This is a genomic window from Microbacterium sp. LTA6, from assembly GCF_045690355.1.
Classification (GTDB): Bacteria; Actinomycetota; Actinomycetes; order Actinomycetales; family Microbacteriaceae; genus Microbacterium.
Window position 1 is genome coordinate 2,595,444 of sequence record NZ_CP147855.1, and the last position, 15,705, is coordinate 2,611,148.

The window sequence follows — 15,705 nt, forward strand, 5'->3', positions numbered from 1 at the left end:
TTCTCTCGCTCAACGACCGGACCCCCGGTCGTTGAGCGAGGAGCGGAGCGACGAGACGAAACGCCCGCCTGCATGATTCGAAGGAGAAGGATGCCCCGCACGATCGCCGTCAACACGTGGGTGTGGACGTCTCCGCTCACGGATGCCGCGCTTGAGCCGCTCGCCCGCAAGGCCGTCGATCTCGGGTATCAGGCGCTGGAGCTCCCTCTCGAGAACGTGGGCGACTGGGATCCGGCCCAGGTGCGCGTAGTCCTCGACAGCCTCGGCCTCGGGGGTATCGTCATCGGCGCGATGGGCCCGGGGCGATCACTGATCTCCCGTGCCGGTGACGTCGCCGCCACCCAGGATTATCTGCGGTCTTGCATCTCCGCCGCGCGGGTGCTGGGCTCGGACGTCGTCGCCGGACCGTTCTACGCGCCGACCGGCGTGACGTGGCGGATGGATGCCGACGAGCGCACCGCGGTCGTGCGCGAACTGCGGGAGAACCTCGCGTCGCTCGCGGCCGAGGCCGCCGCTGTCGGCGTCACGCTGGCGATTGAGCCGCTCAACCGCTACGAGACGAGCGTGCTCAACACGGTCGAGCAGAGCCTCGACGCCCTCGCACCGCTGCTCGGCGCGGGGGTCGGTCTCGCACTCGACACGTACCACCTCAACATCGAGGAGAAGAAGCCGGCCGCTGCGATCCTCGCCGCAGGCGCGGCCATCGCGCACGTGCAGGTGTGCGGCAGCGACCGCGGCGCGGTGGGGGACGACCACACCGATTGGCCGGAGATCCTGCGCGCGCTCGACGACGCGGGCTACCGCGGCCCGCTCGGCCTGGAGAGCTTCACGGGGGAGAATGCGACGATCGCCGTCGCCGCGTCGGTCTGGCGGCCGCTCGCTCCGAGCCAGGACGAGCTCGCCGCCCGCAGCATCGCCGCGCTCCACGCCCTCGGCGCCTGACCCGCACGACCGTCGACGATACGAAGGAGTATCCATGAGCACCCACCCGGTCACCTTGTTCACGGGCCAGTGGGCCGATCTGCCGTTCGAGGAGGTCGCCCGCCTCGCGGCCGAGTGGGGCTACGACGGGCTCGAGGTCGCGGCATCCGGCGACCACCTCGATCTGCAGCGGGCGGACGAGGATGACGCATACGTGGCCTCACGCCGCGAGATCCTCGATCGACACGGGCTGAAGATCTTCGCCATCTCGAACCACCTCGCCGGCCAAGCCGTGTGTGACGCCCCCATCGACTTCCGCCACCAGGCGATCCTGCGCGAGTACGTGTGGGGCGACGGCGACGGCGACGCCGAGGGTGTTCGGCAGCGCGCCGCGGACGACATGAAGCGCGCAGCGCGCGTGGCCCGCAAACTCGACATCGACACGGTCGTCGGTTTCACCGGCTCGTCGATCTGGCCGTATCTGGCGATGTTCCCGCCTGTGCCGGCATCCGTCATCGAAGCCGGCTTCGAGGATTTCGCGACACGGTGGAACCCGATCCTCGACGTCTTCGATGACGAGGGCGTGCGGTTCGCGCACGAGGTGCACCCGGGCGAGATCGCCTATGACTACTGGAGCTCGGTGCGGGCACTGGAGGCGATCGATCATCGGAAGGCGTTCGGGTTCAACTGGGATCCGTCGCACATGATGTGGCAGAACATCGACCCGGTCGGGTTCATCGTCGACTTCGCCGACCGGATCTACCACGTGGACTGCAAGGACACCCGGATGCGCCCGCGCAACGGTCGCGCCGGCGTGCTCGGCTCGCACCTGCCCTGGGGAGATCCGCGCCGCGGGTGGGACTTCGTCTCCACCGGACACGGCGACGTTCCCTGGGAGGACTCGTTCCGCGCGCTCGATGCGATCGGCTACACAGGTCCCATCTCCATCGAGTGGGAGGATGCCGGGATGGACCGCCTGCACGGCGCGCCCGAGGCTCTCGGGTATGTGCGCTCGCTGCTGTGGCCGAAACCCGAAGCATCGTTCGACGCCGCCTTCAGCAATCAGTGATCACCGGTCCCGACGCGTGATCCTGTGACCCGCTCTGCGTGCGGGCCGCGAGCATGCCTGGTCGCAAGCACGTCAGGGTCAATACCCGCAAGTATGTTTTTAGGTCGACACCCTTGAGAAATATGCTGGGATTGGGGAGTATCGACATACGCGCCGGTATGTGAACCTTCGCGCGATGATGCGATGAGAGAAAGGATCCTCCATGCCCGAGATCGGGATCGGCTTCCACACGGACGCCTTCAACTCCAGCCACAAGTCCTTCGAGGAGGCCCTCGCCTGGGCGCAGGAGCACGACGTGCACTACATCGAGCCGGGCGTCATCGAGGGAGCGTCGTGGATCCACGGGCTCGGCTACTTCCCCCATATCTCCCTCATCGAGGACCCGGTCCTGCTCCGCCGGAAGATGGAGTCCTACGGAGTGGAGTTCTCGCAGATCGACGCGGCCTACCCGCTGTCCGGACGCGATGGCCTCACGGTGGCCGTGCCATACATCCAGAAGGCCATCGCCTGGGCCTCTCTGGCCGGCAGCCCACGCGTCGCCACCACAGACGGGCTGCACAAGCCCGAGGGACTGGGCGACCGTGAGGCTCTCGACCTGATGAAGCGGAGCTACGGCGAGATCATCCGTGTGGCCGAGGCACACGAGATCGTTGTGAACATCGAGGTGCATGGGTACTTCACGACGCGGCCCGATTGGCTGGCCGAGATGCTCGACTTCTGCGGCGACACCCCGTGGCTGCGTCTGAACCTCGACACCGGCAACACGTTCATCGCCGGCAACGACCCGGTCGAATTCGCCGAGCGCTTCCTCGACAGGATCAATCACGTGCACATCAAGGACGTGTCCGAGTCGCTCGCGTCCGCCGTCCGCGGAGGGGCGACCGGTATCGCGATCAGTCACGTCCCGGCCGGTGGTGGCGTCAACGCCGAGAACATCCGCAGCATCCTCCGGAAGCTGTCCGCGCACGGGTTCGACGGTGTGCTCAGCATCGAGTGCGAGGGCGAGGGAGGTCCCATGCTCGCGGACTCGCTGACGTGGTTGCGCCGTGAGATCGCAGAAGCCGGGTTCACCGAGAGGGTTCCGTCCTTCGCGGCGCTCTCGAGCTGACCATGGGCGTCGGGCGGATCGTGAACACGGCGATCCGCCCGACCGCCGCGGCCCTGGCCGGTTGTATCGTGGGGGGATGCCCGACATGGCGATGATGGCGCCGACGAAGACGAGTGCCCGCGCGCGCCCGGAAGAGCTCGCGAAGGCGGCACTCGAGCTCTTCTCGAGCCGCGGCGTGGACGGCGTGAGCATGGACGACATCGCTGCGGGCGCAGGCGTCACGAAGGGCAGCCTCTACTGGCACTACGCCTCGAAACGGGAGATCGTGCTCGCCGCGTGCGCGCAGTACTACCAGCGCTGGCGCGAGAGCATGACGGCGGCGGTGGATACCGCCGACACGGCTTTCGGTCGTCTCGATGCCGCGGTCGAGTTCTCGGTGCGCAGCTGCCTCCTCGACGACGGGAACCGCGTCTTCACGACGGAGATCGTGGCGCTATCGCTCACCGACGAGGAGATACGCGCGAGCTGGGCCGCTTTCCTCGATGAGACGGAGCGGCTGTTCCTCGGGCTCACGCATCGCGCAGTCGGCGCCGGTGAGATCGAGTGCGATGATGTCGATCGTGCGGTCGACCTGCTCATCGCCGCCATGGAGGGCGTCAAACAGATGACGCTGTTCCGACCGCAGTATTCCGATGCCTCGAACGCTGCTCGAACGACGGATCGGCTTCTCTCGCTCCTCGGCGAGCGGAAGCGCTCGTCATCCAGCCGTTGACGGCGTTCACCCACAGGAGTTCCATGTCGATCCAGCACACCGTCGTCTTCCGTCTCGCGCATCCGGCGGCTTCCGCCGAGGAACGGGACTTCCTCATGACCGGGCATTCGGCGCTGACGTCGATCCCGGGCGTCGCCGAGTTCACGATTCGCCGGCAGGTGAGCGGGAAGAGCGACCTCACACATCAGTTCTCGATGGTGTTCGCCGATCAGAACGCCTACGACGCGTACAACGTCCACCCCGCGCACACCGCGTTCGTCGCAGAACGCTGGATCCCCGAAGTGGTGGAATTCCAGGAGTACGACTTCGTCGAGTGAGCGCGTCGGCTCCTACTGCTCGCGGAGCTTGATGAGACGTTCGTGCCCGGTCTCCTCGAGCTCCGCGATCGCATCGCGTGACTTGAGGAAGTCGGAGAACGAACGGTACCCGAGAGCCTTCTCGCTGAACGACGGATCCATCCGCCGCATGTGCGTCTTCACCGCCGAGCTGTGCAGCCACTCATCGGCGCCCGCCTTGTCGTGCCCGAGGCGCAGCGCGCGCTCGAGCAGCTGGGTCGCCTCCTCCTGCTCGGTCATCGGGGCGGATTCGATCTCCGCCTCCACGACCTCCGCCGGCTTCGCGGCCTTCTTGGTGCGTGTCCGGGTACCCGATTTCGCCTTCGGTGGCGCTTCTGTCGTCACCTCGGCGACCGCATCCGGCACGACGTCGGCGACCGCCTGCTGCACGATGGCGGGAGCCTTCGCCGGACGCACCACACCGGGCAGCGAGTCGTAGGATTCGAACTCATCGCACGCCGCAGCAAGCGACTTCGCGGTGGAGCCGGCGACGCCCACGCCGATGACGTAGCGTCCGAGTCGCTTGCAGCGCTGTGCGAGCGGCACGTAGTCGCTGTCTCCGGCGACGATCACCACGTGGGTGAGGTCGGGAAGGCGGAACATGTCCTCGACGGCATCCACGGCCAGACGGATGTCCGCGCCGTTCTTGGCGTACGCGGCCGCGGGGAAGAGCTGCACGAGGTCGACGGCGCGCGCCACGAGCTGTGAACGGTAAACGGCGTTCACCGGCGACGACCAGTCGGCGTAGGCGCGGGTGAGCACCAGCGTGCCGAAGGACGCGGCGTAGTCGATGATCGCGCCGACCTCGATCATCGCGCGGCTCAGCCGCTCGGTGACCTCGGGGTCGTTCGGCTGCTCGGTGATCCGCTGGCGATCCTTGCCGTAGGCGTTGCGGCCATGCACGCGGTCGTACCAGGAGATGACGATGTTGTCGAAGTCGAGGTAGACCGCGACGCGTGCGTCGGTCGTCTCAGCCACGGTCGGCACCTTCGCTCGGGTAGCGCACCCCGATCTGCGCGCGGATCTCGTCGAGGGTGCCCATGATGGCCACGCTCTCCGCGACCGGCAGGATGTCTCCCTCGAGGATTCCGTCGCGCACCAGCCGCTCGGCGGCGAGCGCCTGGAACTGCATACCGCGTCCCTCGATCTCGGAGGAGTACTCCTCGTGCACCGTGCCGTCCGGTCCGACCACCCTGAACGTGGTGGGGGAGTACCAGACCCGGTCGATCTCGATCCGTGCCTCGGTGCCGATGACGGTCGCGGCGTTCGATCCGGCGGCTCGCGACGACGAGAGGCTGGTGGAGACCGCGCCGCCCTCGTGGGTCATCACCGTGGCGACCTCGGCGTCGGCGCCGGTCTCGATCAGGCGACCGACGCTGTGGATGCTGGTGGGGGCGCCGAGGATGTCCCAGATGAACGAGATCGGGTAGATGCCGAGGTCGAGCAGCGCGCCGCCGCCCAGTTCCAGGGCATTCAGGCGATGCGCGGGGTCGGAAGGCAGCAGCTGCGTGTGGTCGGCAGTCACGGCGCGGATCTCGCCCAGCGTTCCGGCGGCGATGATCTCGCGGATGCGGATCATGTGCGGCAGGTAGCGCGTCCACATGGCCTCCATGACCAGCAGTCCGCGCTCGGCTCCCAGACGCTGCAGGTCTTCGGCCTCGGCCCGGTTCAGCGTGAACGCCTTCTCGACGAGCACGTGCTTGCCGTTCTCGAGCGCGAGACGCGCGTTCTCGTGGTGCATCGGATGCGGGGTGGAGACGTAGACGATGTCGACGTCCGGGTCGGTGACGAGCGCTTCATACGAGGGATGCGCGTGCGCGATGTCGAAGCGGGCGGCGAACGCATCTGCCGACTCCTGCGACCGGGATCCGACCGCCACGAGATCGATTCCTGCCGTCCGCAGATCGGATGCGAAGGAACCGGCGATGCCGCCGGTTGCGAGGATTCCCCAACGAAGACCAGTCATGGTCTCAGCGTACGGGGTGCGGGTGACGTGCCGGCACTCAGGCCAGGGCCAGCGCCTGATCCAGGTCGGCGATGATGTCGGCGGGGTCCTCGAGTCCTGCGGAGAGCCGGATCGTGTTGAGCGAGATGCCGGCGGCGGCACGCTGCTCGGCGTTCAGGTGCGAGTGCGTCATCGAGGCGGGGTGCGCGACCATGCTGCGCGCGTCGCCGATGTTCGCGATCAGGCGCACCACTTTGAGGCTGTCGACGACGCGTGCGACGCGCTCGTGGGTGCTGTCATCCTCCGGCCCCGCGAGTTCGAATGAGAACACGGAGGGCACGCCGCGCGGCAGGTAGCGCAGCGCCAGGTCGTGCCAGGGGTTGTCGTCGAGTCCGGGGTGGTTGACCTTCGCCACGGCCGGATGCTGCTGCAGATGTTTCGCGACGGCCAGCGCCGTCGCGCTCTGCCTGGACACCCGCAGATCGAGCGTCTCGATGCCCAGCAGGATCTGCCAGGAGTTGAAGGGCGAGAGCGAGGGGCCGAGATCGTGCACGTATTTCGACTTCACCAGCGGCGCGAACGACTGCCCGATTCCGAAGCGCTCCCACAGCACGAGTTCGCCGAACCGCTTATACGGCGCGGTGAACTGCGGCCAGCGCTCGGGGTCCGCGCCGAAGTCGAAGGTGCCCTGGTCCACGACGACGCCGCCGAGCGACGTGCCGTGACCGGAGAGGAATTTGGTCGCCGAATGCACCACGAAGTCGGCACCGTGCTCGCCGGGTCGCACGAGGAACGGGGTGCCGACGGTGTTGTCGATGACGAGAGGGACGCCGGCCTCGTGCGCGATATCGGCGACGAGTCGGATGTCGAGCACCTGCGCCACCGGGTTCGCGACCGATTCGGCGAACAGGGCACGCGTCTGCGGGGTGATCGCAGCGCGCCACGCCTCCGGGTCGTCCTGGTCGACGAAAGTCGTGCGGATGCCGAAGTCCTCGAAGGTGTCCTGCAGCAGGTCGACCGTGCCGCCGTAGAGCTGGTTCGCGGCCACGATGTGCCCGTTCCGGCCGACGAGCGCCAGCAGCGTCACCGCGACGGCGGCCTGGCCTGAGGCCACGGCCACGGCGGACGCGCCACCTTCGAGAGCCGCGACCCGCTCTTCGAGCACCTGCTGGGTCGGACTGGCATTGCGGCTGTACAGGTTGCCGGTCTTGCGCAGCGCGAACAGATCGGCGGCATCGGCGAGCGAGGCGAACTGGAACGCGGCCGTCTGATAGATCGGCGGGATCGCGCTGTTCTGAGGGGTCCCCGGAACATAGCCTGCCTGGATCTGCTGGGTCGCGAACTCGCTCATCCGTCCATCATCCGGGGAGCGCCGATCCGGCACGGGGATATGTCGAACTGTTGCGACGCGCGATTCGGGGGAGGAGCATGGTCAAATGGGCGGCGTCATCGAGTTCGAGCTGGTGCGGACCGTCGACGCGCAGATCGGCGAGGTGTTCGAGCGGCTCGCAGAGATCGACGGCTACAGGGACTGGATGCCGAAGCGCGGGAGCCTCTTGCGGCATACGAAGCAGACGTCGCCGGGTCCCGTCGGAGTCGGGACGACCTACGTCGACCAGATGTCCGTCGGGACTTCGCCTGGAGAGGTCATCGAGTTCGACAGCCCCACGACGCTGGTATTCCACTGGTGGGACGCATCATCCGGCGGGAAGGTCAAAGTGGAGGGCTGGCCGGGATACCGGCTCGAGGCTTCCGGGCCGCGCACGACCATCGTGCACCACCACGCGAGGATGGCCGCCTACGGAATCCATCGCCTCATGACGCCTCTGTATCGCCGGATGGCGCTGCGCGAACGCACCGTTGTCATCGAGGCGCTGCAGAGGTCCTTCGCGCGTCCGGCCTGACCTCTCTGGGATCAGGATGATCTTGCCGGCGGCAAGGTTTACGGCGGATGTCCCGCCTCCGAGCGCGGCGACCCGCTCTTCGAGCACCTGCGGGGTCGATACGACACCGGGAGATGTCGAACTGTTGCGACATGAGCCGCCCACGTGACGCGCTGTTTCCGGCCGTGACGAGCGGTGTCTTCTCGTGACGACGTCGTTCGCGACCCGCATCCGGAACTCCCTAGCGTGAACGGCACCCGTCACATCGAACCCTCTCCAGGAGGCCCCGCATGAACCGTCGACTCGTCCGCGTCGCAGCAGTAGCACTCCCGCTCGTGATGGCGGCGAGCCTCGTCGCCTGTGCCTCCTCTCCTGCTCCGGCCGGCGCACCTGCGGAAACAGGAGAGCCGATCACGGGCGGCACACTCACCTATCTCGAGCACCAGACCTACACGAACCTGTACCCGCCGCAGGCCGGTTTCTACCCGAACGGCGGCATCGTCAACAACATCGCCGCGCGGCTCACCTGGCAGAACCCGGAGACCCTGGAGATCGAGCCGTGGATCGCGAGCGCCTGGACGGTGAACGCCGACGCGACCGAGTACACGTTCGATCTGCAGCCGGACGTGACGTTCTCGGACGGAACCCCGGTAGATGCCGAGGCGGTGCAGAAGAACTTCGACACCTACGGACTCGGCGACGCCGACCGAGGTCTCACGGTCTCCGAGGCGATCAACAACTACGCCGGCAGCGAGGTCGTCGATGCGGATACCGTGACGTTCCGATTCTCGGCGCCGTCGCCCGGGTTCCTCCAGGCGACCTCGACGATCAACTCGGGACTGCTGTCCCCGGACACGCTCGACGGCACCATCGAGGACTTCGGCGCCGGCAACGCCACCGAGATCATCGGTGCGGGGCCTTTCACCGTCACGCAGGAGAAGCTCGGCGCCGAACTCACGTTCGCCGCCCGCGAGGACTACGCCTGGGCGCCGGAGAGCGCCGAGAACCAGGGCAGGCCGTACCTCGACGAGGTGCACCTCATCGTCACCCCGGAGGACTCGGTGCGCATCGGATCGCTGCTCGCGGGCCAGGCCGACTACGTCCGCTATGTGCAGGCATTCGACGAGGAGCGCGTCGAGAGCGCCGGGTTCGCGCTCTACGCTCCGCAGACCCGCGGCGTGAACAACTCGATCGCGCTGCGTCCCGAGAACCCGCTGCTGTCCGACATCCGCGTCCGCCAGGCGATCATCGCCGCGGTGGATGCCCAGGAGGTCGTCGACACGCTCTTCACCGAGAACTATCCGGTGGCGACGTCGGTGCTGTCCTCTCAGGCCCTCGGCTACAAGGACGAGTCGGAGCACTACGCGTACGACCCGGAGAAGGCCGAGAAGCTGCTCGGCGAGGCCGGGTGGAAGCCCGGCGCCGACGGCATCCGCGAGAAGGACGGCGCGCGCCTGTCGATCACCGTCTACGAGGCCAAGCCGCAGCCGCAGTCGAAGCAGACACTCGAACTCGTCGCCCAGCAGTTGGCGAAGGTGGGCGTCGAGCTCCTGGTCAAGCCCGGTGACGCCGGCAGCTATGCGGAAGACACGCGCGACCCGCTGAAGACCGGCTTCTACCACTCGATGGTCGGCCGGGCGGATCTCGACGTGATCAAGAGCCAGTACTTCACGAAGAACCGCGACGTGCTGATCTCGAAGGATGCGAAGCTCGACGGGCTCCTCCTCGCCGTGGCCTCCGAGCCCGATGCCGAGAAGCGCATCGCCGCCTCGCAGGCGGTGCAGAACTACATCGCCGAGCAGGCGTACGTCATCCCGCTGTTCGAGGAGCCGCAGGTCTACGGCGCCGCGACGTACGTCCAGGGAGTCGCCTACGAGTCGGTGGGCCGCCCCACCTTCTCCGGGGTCTGGCTCCAGGACCACTGACGGCGGTGCACTCATGAGATTCGTCCTCCGACGAGCCGGGCAGGCCGCGATCGTGCTGATCGCGGCCTTCACGGCCACCTTCTTCCTGCTGCAGCTGCTGCCGGGGGATGCGATCCTGATCAAGTTCGCCGATCCCAGCCTCGGACTCTCGGCCGAGCAGCTCGACGGCATCCGCGCCACCTACGGCGCCGACCTGCCCTGGTGGCAGCAGTACGCGCACGCGGCGCTCGGGTTCCTCCGCGGCGACTTCGGCTATTCGACCCAGTTCGGCACGCCGGTCCTCGCCCTCCTCACCGAGGCGATCCCGTCGACGCTGCTGCTCGCCTCGTTGGGATTCGCCGTCGCGGTCCTGCTCGCGGCGGTCATCGCGGCGGTGTCGTCGCTGGCGCCCTTCGCCTGGCTGCGCGGCCTCCTTCGGCAGGTGCCTGGACTGTTCGTAGCGGTTCCGGTGTTCTGGCTCGGCATCCTGCTCATCCAGGTGTTCTCCTTCGGCCTCGGCTGGGTGCCGATCGTCGGCGCCGACCCGGTGCAGGGGCTCATCCTTCCGGTGCTCACGCTCGCCGTGCCGATCTCGGCACCGATCGCACAGGTGCTCGTGCGGGCGATCGACCAGGTGCAGGCGCAGCCGTTCATCACCGTCGTCCGGGCCAAGGGGGCACCGCCTGCCTGGGTGCTGACCCGATCGGTCGCGCGGAACGCCGCCCTGCCGACACTCACCATCGCCGGCCTGCTCTTCGGCGAACTCGTCGGCGGAGCCGTGGTCACCGAGACGGTCTTCGGGCGCACCGGCATCGGACGCCTCACCGAGCAGGCCGTCGCCAACCAGGACATCCCGGTGCTGCAGGGAGTCGTGCTCATCTCGGCGCTCGGGTTCGTCCTCATCAGCTTCGCGGTCGATCTCGTCACCCCGCTCATCGACCCGCGTCAGCGCCGGACCGTCGCGTCATCCGCCCGCCGTGCGCCCCTCGACGCGCGCAGAGATCAGGAGGCGATCGCATGAGCGTTCCCGTCATCTCCGAAACCGATGCGCTGGTCCTCGCAGCGATCGAGCCGCCGCCGGAGGCCGCGGCGTCCGAGTCCGCACGTCGTCGATCGCGCCTGCGCGCGGCGCCCTGGGCGCTCCTCCTCGCGTTCGCCGTCGTCGCGCTCGCCGTGCTGTGGGCGGTCATTCCCGGCGTCTTCGCACCGAGCAACCCGCTCGAGGGTGTGCCGTCCGACAAACTTCTGCCGCCCAGCGCCGCGCACTGGTTCGGCACCGACATCCTGGGGCGCGATCTGTTTGGACGCGTCGTGCACGGCTCGGTCCACTCGCTGTCCGGCGCGCTGATCGCGGTCACCGTCGGTCTCGTGCTGGGCACCCTCATCGGCGCGATCGCTGGATCCGTCGGTGGCGTGCTCGACGACATCCTGATGCGGGTCGTCGATGTACTCCTCGCCATCCCTGGGCTGCTGCTGTCGCTCTCGATCATCATCCTGCTCGGGTTCGGCACGGTGAACGCGGCGATCGCCGTCGGGCTCGGGAGCATCGCCGCCTTCGCACGGCTGATGCGATCGGAGGTGGCTCGAGTTCGCCGCACCGAGTACGTCGAGGCGGCGTACGGCAGCGGCGCGACCTTCTTCGCCGTGCTGCGCAGGCACGTGCTGCCGAACTCGCTCACTCCGATCGTGGCGCTCGCCGCCCTGCAGTTCGGCACCGCGATTCTGGCGATCTCGACCCTCGGCTTCCTGGGGTACGGTGCGCCGCCGCCCACTCCGGAGTGGGGGCTGCTCATCGCCGAGGGGCGCAACCATGTCGGGACGGCGTGGTGGCTCACAGCGCTCCCCGGACTCGTCGTGGTCGCCGTCGTCCTCAGCGCCAACCGGATCAGTCATCGACTGGGCAGGAGCACAAGATGAGCGTTCTCTCCGTTGCGGACCTGCGGGTCTCCTACGCCACCCGAGACGGCCGACGTGATGTCGTGCACGGAGTGACATTTGAGATCGGGGAGGGGGAGACCCTCGCCCTGGTCGGCGAGTCCGGTTCCGGTAAGTCCACCACCGCGCATGCACTTCTCGGTCTGCTGTCTGACGGCGGGCGCGTCGAGGGCGGACAGGTGCGGCTCGGCGAGCTCGACATCTCCGGGTGGTCGGATCGTGCGCTGCGCGGCATCCGGGGCCCAGCGATCGGACTCGTCCCGCAGGACCCGGTGACCTCGCTCGATCCGGTGCGACCGATCGGCGCACAGGTGGGGGAGATCCTGCGACTGCACGGGCACCGCGACCGCCGCTCGCGTCGGGCGCGGGTGCTCGAGCTGCTCGAAAGAGTCGGAATCGACGACCCCGACCTGCGGGCGAGACAGTATCCGCACGAGCTCTCTGGCGGGATGCGTCAGCGCGTGCTCATCGCGACCGCGGTCGCCCTGCGCCCCCGGCTGCTCATCGCCGATGAACCGACCAGTGCCTTGGACGTCACGGTGCAGCGGCGCGTACTCGATCTGCTCGACGACCTTCGTCGGGACGAGGGAACGAGCATCCTCCTCGTCACACACGACCTCGGCGTCGCCGCGGACCGTGCGCAACGGCTGGTCGTGCTCAAGGACGGTCGTATCGTCGAACAGGGAGAGAGCGCGAGCGTCCTGGATGCGCCGACCGATCCCTACACGCGCCAGCTGCTCGCCGACGCGCCCGCGTTCGTCACGGGGTTCCGCCGTACGGAAGCTCCGCCCTTCCTCCGGGATGCGGCTGCCGTCGCAGCGGAGAACCCCTATGCGCTCGTCGCCACCGGCCTCGTGAAGGAATTCCGCGTCGCAGGACGCGAGCGGTTCCGTGCGGTCGACGATGTGTCGTTCCGCGTGCGTCGAGGCACGACGCACGCGCTGGTGGGGGAGTCTGGCTCGGGCAAGACCACGACGGCTCGGCTGATCGCGCGCTTCGACAGGCCGGACGCGGGGAGCGTCGAAGTCGCGGGAGAAGATGTGACCTCGGCATCCGGCGAACGACTTCGCGCGCTGCGGGAACGCATCCAGTTCGTCTACCAGAACCCGTTCGCCTCGCTCGATCCGCGCCAGCAGATCGCCGACATCATCGCCGAGCCGCTGCAGAATTTCCGCATCGGCTCGAAGCAGGAACGCCGAACGCGCGCTCTCGCACTGATCGATCGGGTGTCCCTGCCCGCCGACGTCGCGCGGCGTACGCCACGCGAATTGTCCGGAGGTCAGCGGCAGCGCGTCGCGATCGCCCGCGCCCTCGCGATCGATCCGGAGATCGTGGTGCTCGACGAGGCGGTCTCCGCTCTGGACGTGACTGTTCAGGCGCGCATCCTCGAACTGCTCGCCTCGCTGCAGAGCGAGCTGGGCCTCACCTACCTGTTCATCTCGCACGACCTCGCGGTGGTGCGCAGGATCAGCCACACGGTCTCGGTGATGCGCCGCGGCCGAATCGTCGAAGAGGGGCCGACGGAGCGCCTGTTCGACGACCCCCAGCACGAATACACCCGGGAGCTGCTCGCCGCAGTCCCCGGCCGATCGGAGGTTCTCGGATGACCGCGCCCACACTCGCCTTCTTCACCCGTCTGCTCGACGATGCTTCTCCGGCGGACCGCTATGCGCTCGCCACCGCGCAGATCCAGCACGCCGAACAGCACGGGATCCAGCGTGCCTGGGTCGCGCAGCACCACTTCCGCGCCGCGGAGGGCGGGTTGCCTTCGCCGCTGGTCTTCCTCGCCAACGTCGCGGCGCACACCTCGCGCATCCGGCTGGGAACCGGCGTGATCACACTGTCGATCGAGGACCCGGTGCGCGTGGCGGAAGACGCGGCTGTCGCCGACCTCCTCTCCGGAGGGCGGATCGACATCGGGCTCGGCAGCGGTGGCACGCCCTCATCGTTCGCACCTTTCGGCGAAGACGTACGTGAGAAGGCAGCGACCTATGACCGCAAGCTCGGGGTGCTGCTGGATGCGCTCTCCGGGCGTGACATCGGGGCGGCCAACACTCTCTACCCCGACGGCTCCGCCTTGTCGTCGCGGATCTGGCAGGCGACGTTCTCCGCCCACGGCGGCACACGCGCCGGTGCCCACGGGCACGGACTTCTGCTCTCCCGCACGCAACCGCGACCGAAGGACGACCCGCAGGCTCCGCTCGCGGCGCTGCAGGAACCGATCATCGATGCCTATCTCGAGGCGCTCCCGCCTGGTGCCGAACCGCGGATCACCGCATCCCGGACGATATTCGTCGCCGATGACCGCGCCGAGGCGCTGCGCTTCGCCGAGGTCGGTCTGCGCCGCGCCGCCGAAGGTTTCCGCCGCCAGGGGCAGGTGATTCCGGGCGACACCCTGGACGACCTCATCGCCGCGCTGGACACCCACCTCGGTACGCCGGAGGACGTGGCCGCATCCCTGGCCGCTGATGCCTCGCTTCGCAGAGCGACGGAGATCGCATTCCAGGTGCACTCGGTGGATGCGCCCCATGATCACGTGCTGCGCTCGATCGAGCTGTTCACCGCCGAGGTCGCCCCGGCGCTCGGCTATGCGCTCGACACCTCATTCGACAACGGAACCGTGAAGGAGAAAGCATGACTCAGGACATCGTCGATCAGATCGCGGGGGTGACGCCGGCGTTGGATGCGCTGCGCGGTCGACGCCCGGTGACCAGGGAGCAGTTGCAGGCGACCTTCGACGCGCTCTTCCACCCCGTCTCGACCGAGCACGTCTCGCTGGCCGAGCGCGAGCTCGTCGCGGCCTTCGCGACAGGGCTCGCCGGGACCGACGCCACCGCGACGTTCTATGCCGCACGAGCGTTGGACGTCGAACCGGAACGGGCCGCCGTCGTCCTCGCCGAGGCCGCATCCGCGGCGCAGAGGGGTCCCTTCGGCGTCTTCGTCGAGGACGGCCTTCAGGGAGAGAACACCGAGGGGGAGCGCTATGCGCCCTCGGTGGAGACATCCGTCGCGCTCGGTCAGCGGCTCGCCTCGGCGTTGGCGCACACCCACCTGCTGGTCTTCCGGCCGCGGGAAGCCGGGGTCGCGGACCTGCGGAGTCTGCTCGCGGCAGGCTGGTCGCCGGACGGAATCGTCACGCTCTCCCAGCTCATCTCCTTCCTCGCCTTCCAGCAGCGCGTGGTCACCGGTCTTCGCGTGCTCTCCGCGACGGGGCTCGCCGAGGATCGCGCCGCGAACATCGCGCTCGCGATCGACTCCGAGGAGGAAGCAGCATGAGCCATGCCCAGAGGGTTCTCCTGGACGACGGTGCTCCCCATCCGCACGCTTTCACCCGTGCCGAAGTCGGCTGGACGCCGCATCTCGCTCCGCTCGCCGAGGATGAACTCACCGAGCGACACATCGACGGGCTGGTCGATGCCGCTCGCGTGAAGAGCGACTACTTCCGACTGCTCGCCCGCGACCCGGAGGTCCTGAAGGCGCGCACCCTCGTCGACAAGGACATCTTCTACAACGCGGCCGAGGGGTTGCCGCGCGCCGATCGCGAACTCGCAGCGACCGCTGCCTCCCGCCGCAACGGCTGCGTGTTCTGCGCGTCGGTGCACTCGCGCTTCTCGGCCCATCACAGCAAGCGCGCCGACGATGTCGATCGGCTCCTTGCGGAGGGAGTGGGTGCAGATCTGGGCGCGCGATGGAATGCCGTGGTCGCGGCATCCGTCGCCCTCACCGATACGCCGAGTTCATTCGGCGGTGCCGAGATCGATCGCCTGCGTGAGGTCGGCCTCGATGATCTGGAGATCGCCGACGTCATCCACGGCGCCGCGTTCTTCAACTGGGCGAATCGGTTGATGCTCTCGCTCGGGAGGGCCGTGGCGCCGGTCGGCGAGCCCGCCTGA

Annotated in this window: 16 protein-coding genes; 13 read left to right on the forward strand and 3 right to left on the reverse strand. The window is 68.2% G+C overall.

Annotated elements, in window-relative coordinates:
- The first annotated feature begins 90 nt into the window (after positions 1 to 90).
- The 5 genes from LTA6_RS12240 to LTA6_RS12260 all read left to right on the forward strand — a co-directional run bounded on the left by LTA6_RS12240 (position 91) and on the right by LTA6_RS12260 (position 4,127).
- Positions 91 to 942: a sugar phosphate isomerase/epimerase family protein gene (locus LTA6_RS12240; RefSeq protein WP_407357939.1), complete on the forward strand. Its 852-nt coding sequence runs from the start codon at positions 91 to 93 to the stop codon at positions 940 to 942.
- A gap of 34 nt (positions 943 to 976) precedes the next feature.
- The gene (locus LTA6_RS12245; RefSeq protein ID WP_407357940.1) at positions 977 to 1,990 is read left to right on the forward strand and encodes a sugar phosphate isomerase/epimerase family protein; all 1,014 of its coding nucleotides are present in this window, start codon (positions 977 to 979) and stop codon (positions 1,988 to 1,990) included.
- Positions 1,991 to 2,192: 202 nt separating this feature from the next.
- Complete coding sequence (locus LTA6_RS12250) at positions 2,193 to 3,098, forward strand: sugar phosphate isomerase/epimerase family protein (RefSeq protein WP_407357941.1); 906 nt, start codon at positions 2,193 to 2,195, stop codon at positions 3,096 to 3,098.
- A gap of 76 nt (positions 3,099 to 3,174) precedes the next feature.
- Positions 3,175 to 3,810 carry a TetR/AcrR family transcriptional regulator gene (locus tag LTA6_RS12255; protein WP_407357942.1) on the forward strand — a complete coding sequence of 212 codons (636 nt, stop codon included), beginning with the start codon at positions 3,175 to 3,177 and terminating at the stop codon, positions 3,808 to 3,810.
- A gap of 23 nt (positions 3,811 to 3,833) precedes the next feature.
- Positions 3,834 to 4,127, forward strand: a complete 294-nt coding sequence (locus tag LTA6_RS12260; protein ID WP_407357943.1) for a Dabb family protein — start codon at positions 3,834 to 3,836, stop codon at positions 4,125 to 4,127.
- Between the two features lie 12 nt (positions 4,128 to 4,139).
- Here the strand turns inward: LTA6_RS12260 and LTA6_RS12265 are convergent, their stop codons facing one another.
- The 3 genes from LTA6_RS12265 to LTA6_RS12275 are packed head-to-tail and all read right to left on the reverse strand — an operon-like array spanning position 4,140 to position 7,441.
- Positions 4,140 to 5,123: an NYN domain-containing protein gene (locus LTA6_RS12265; protein WP_407357944.1), complete on the reverse strand. Its 984-nt coding sequence runs from the start codon at positions 5,121 to 5,123 to the stop codon at positions 4,140 to 4,142.
- Positions 5,116 to 6,111 (reverse strand): Gfo/Idh/MocA family protein, encoded by a 996-nt coding sequence (locus LTA6_RS12270; protein ID WP_407357945.1) that lies wholly within the window; start codon positions 6,109 to 6,111, stop codon positions 5,116 to 5,118. Before LTA6_RS12270 ends, LTA6_RS12265 begins: the two co-directional genes overlap by 8 nt.
- A 37-nt stretch (positions 6,112 to 6,148) precedes the next feature.
- Complete coding sequence (locus LTA6_RS12275; RefSeq protein ID WP_407357946.1) at positions 6,149 to 7,441, reverse strand: O-acetylhomoserine aminocarboxypropyltransferase/cysteine synthase family protein; 1,293 nt, start codon at positions 7,439 to 7,441, stop codon at positions 6,149 to 6,151.
- Between the two features lie 85 nt (positions 7,442 to 7,526).
- Between LTA6_RS12275 and LTA6_RS12280 the strand changes: the two genes are divergently transcribed.
- From LTA6_RS12280 to LTA6_RS12315, 8 genes are all read left to right on the forward strand, one after another.
- Positions 7,527 to 7,994 (forward strand): hypothetical protein, encoded by a 468-nt coding sequence (locus LTA6_RS12280; RefSeq protein ID WP_363548102.1) that lies wholly within the window; start codon positions 7,527 to 7,529, stop codon positions 7,992 to 7,994.
- Positions 7,995 to 8,263: 269 nt separating this feature from the next.
- Entirely contained in the window at positions 8,264 to 9,898 is a 1,635-nt protein-coding gene (locus tag LTA6_RS12285; RefSeq protein WP_407357947.1) for a TIGR04028 family ABC transporter substrate-binding protein, read from the forward strand.
- A gap of 13 nt (positions 9,899 to 9,911) precedes the next feature.
- Positions 9,912 to 10,898 carry an ABC transporter permease gene (locus LTA6_RS12290; protein ID WP_407357948.1) on the forward strand — a complete coding sequence of 329 codons (987 nt, stop codon included), beginning with the start codon at positions 9,912 to 9,914 and terminating at the stop codon, positions 10,896 to 10,898.
- The gene (locus LTA6_RS12295) at positions 10,895 to 11,794 is read left to right on the forward strand and encodes an ABC transporter permease (RefSeq protein ID WP_341974040.1); all 900 of its coding nucleotides are present in this window, start codon (positions 10,895 to 10,897) and stop codon (positions 11,792 to 11,794) included. The genes LTA6_RS12290 and LTA6_RS12295 overlap by 4 nt, the downstream gene beginning before the upstream one ends.
- Positions 11,791 to 13,419, forward strand: a complete 1,629-nt coding sequence (locus LTA6_RS12300) for a dipeptide ABC transporter ATP-binding protein (protein WP_407357949.1) — start codon at positions 11,791 to 11,793, stop codon at positions 13,417 to 13,419. Before LTA6_RS12295 ends, LTA6_RS12300 begins: the two co-directional genes overlap by 4 nt.
- Positions 13,416 to 14,450 (forward strand): putative FMN-dependent luciferase-like monooxygenase, encoded by a 1,035-nt coding sequence (locus LTA6_RS12305; protein WP_407357950.1) that lies wholly within the window; start codon positions 13,416 to 13,418, stop codon positions 14,448 to 14,450. The genes LTA6_RS12300 and LTA6_RS12305 overlap by 4 nt, the downstream gene beginning before the upstream one ends.
- Positions 14,447 to 15,088, forward strand: coding sequence for a CMD domain protein (locus LTA6_RS12310; RefSeq protein ID WP_407357951.1), 642 nt, complete (start codon positions 14,447 to 14,449; stop codon positions 15,086 to 15,088). Before LTA6_RS12305 ends, LTA6_RS12310 begins: the two co-directional genes overlap by 4 nt.
- Complete coding sequence (locus LTA6_RS12315) at positions 15,085 to 15,705, forward strand: alkylhydroperoxidase domain protein (protein ID WP_407357952.1); 621 nt, start codon at positions 15,085 to 15,087, stop codon at positions 15,703 to 15,705. Before LTA6_RS12310 ends, LTA6_RS12315 begins: the two co-directional genes overlap by 4 nt.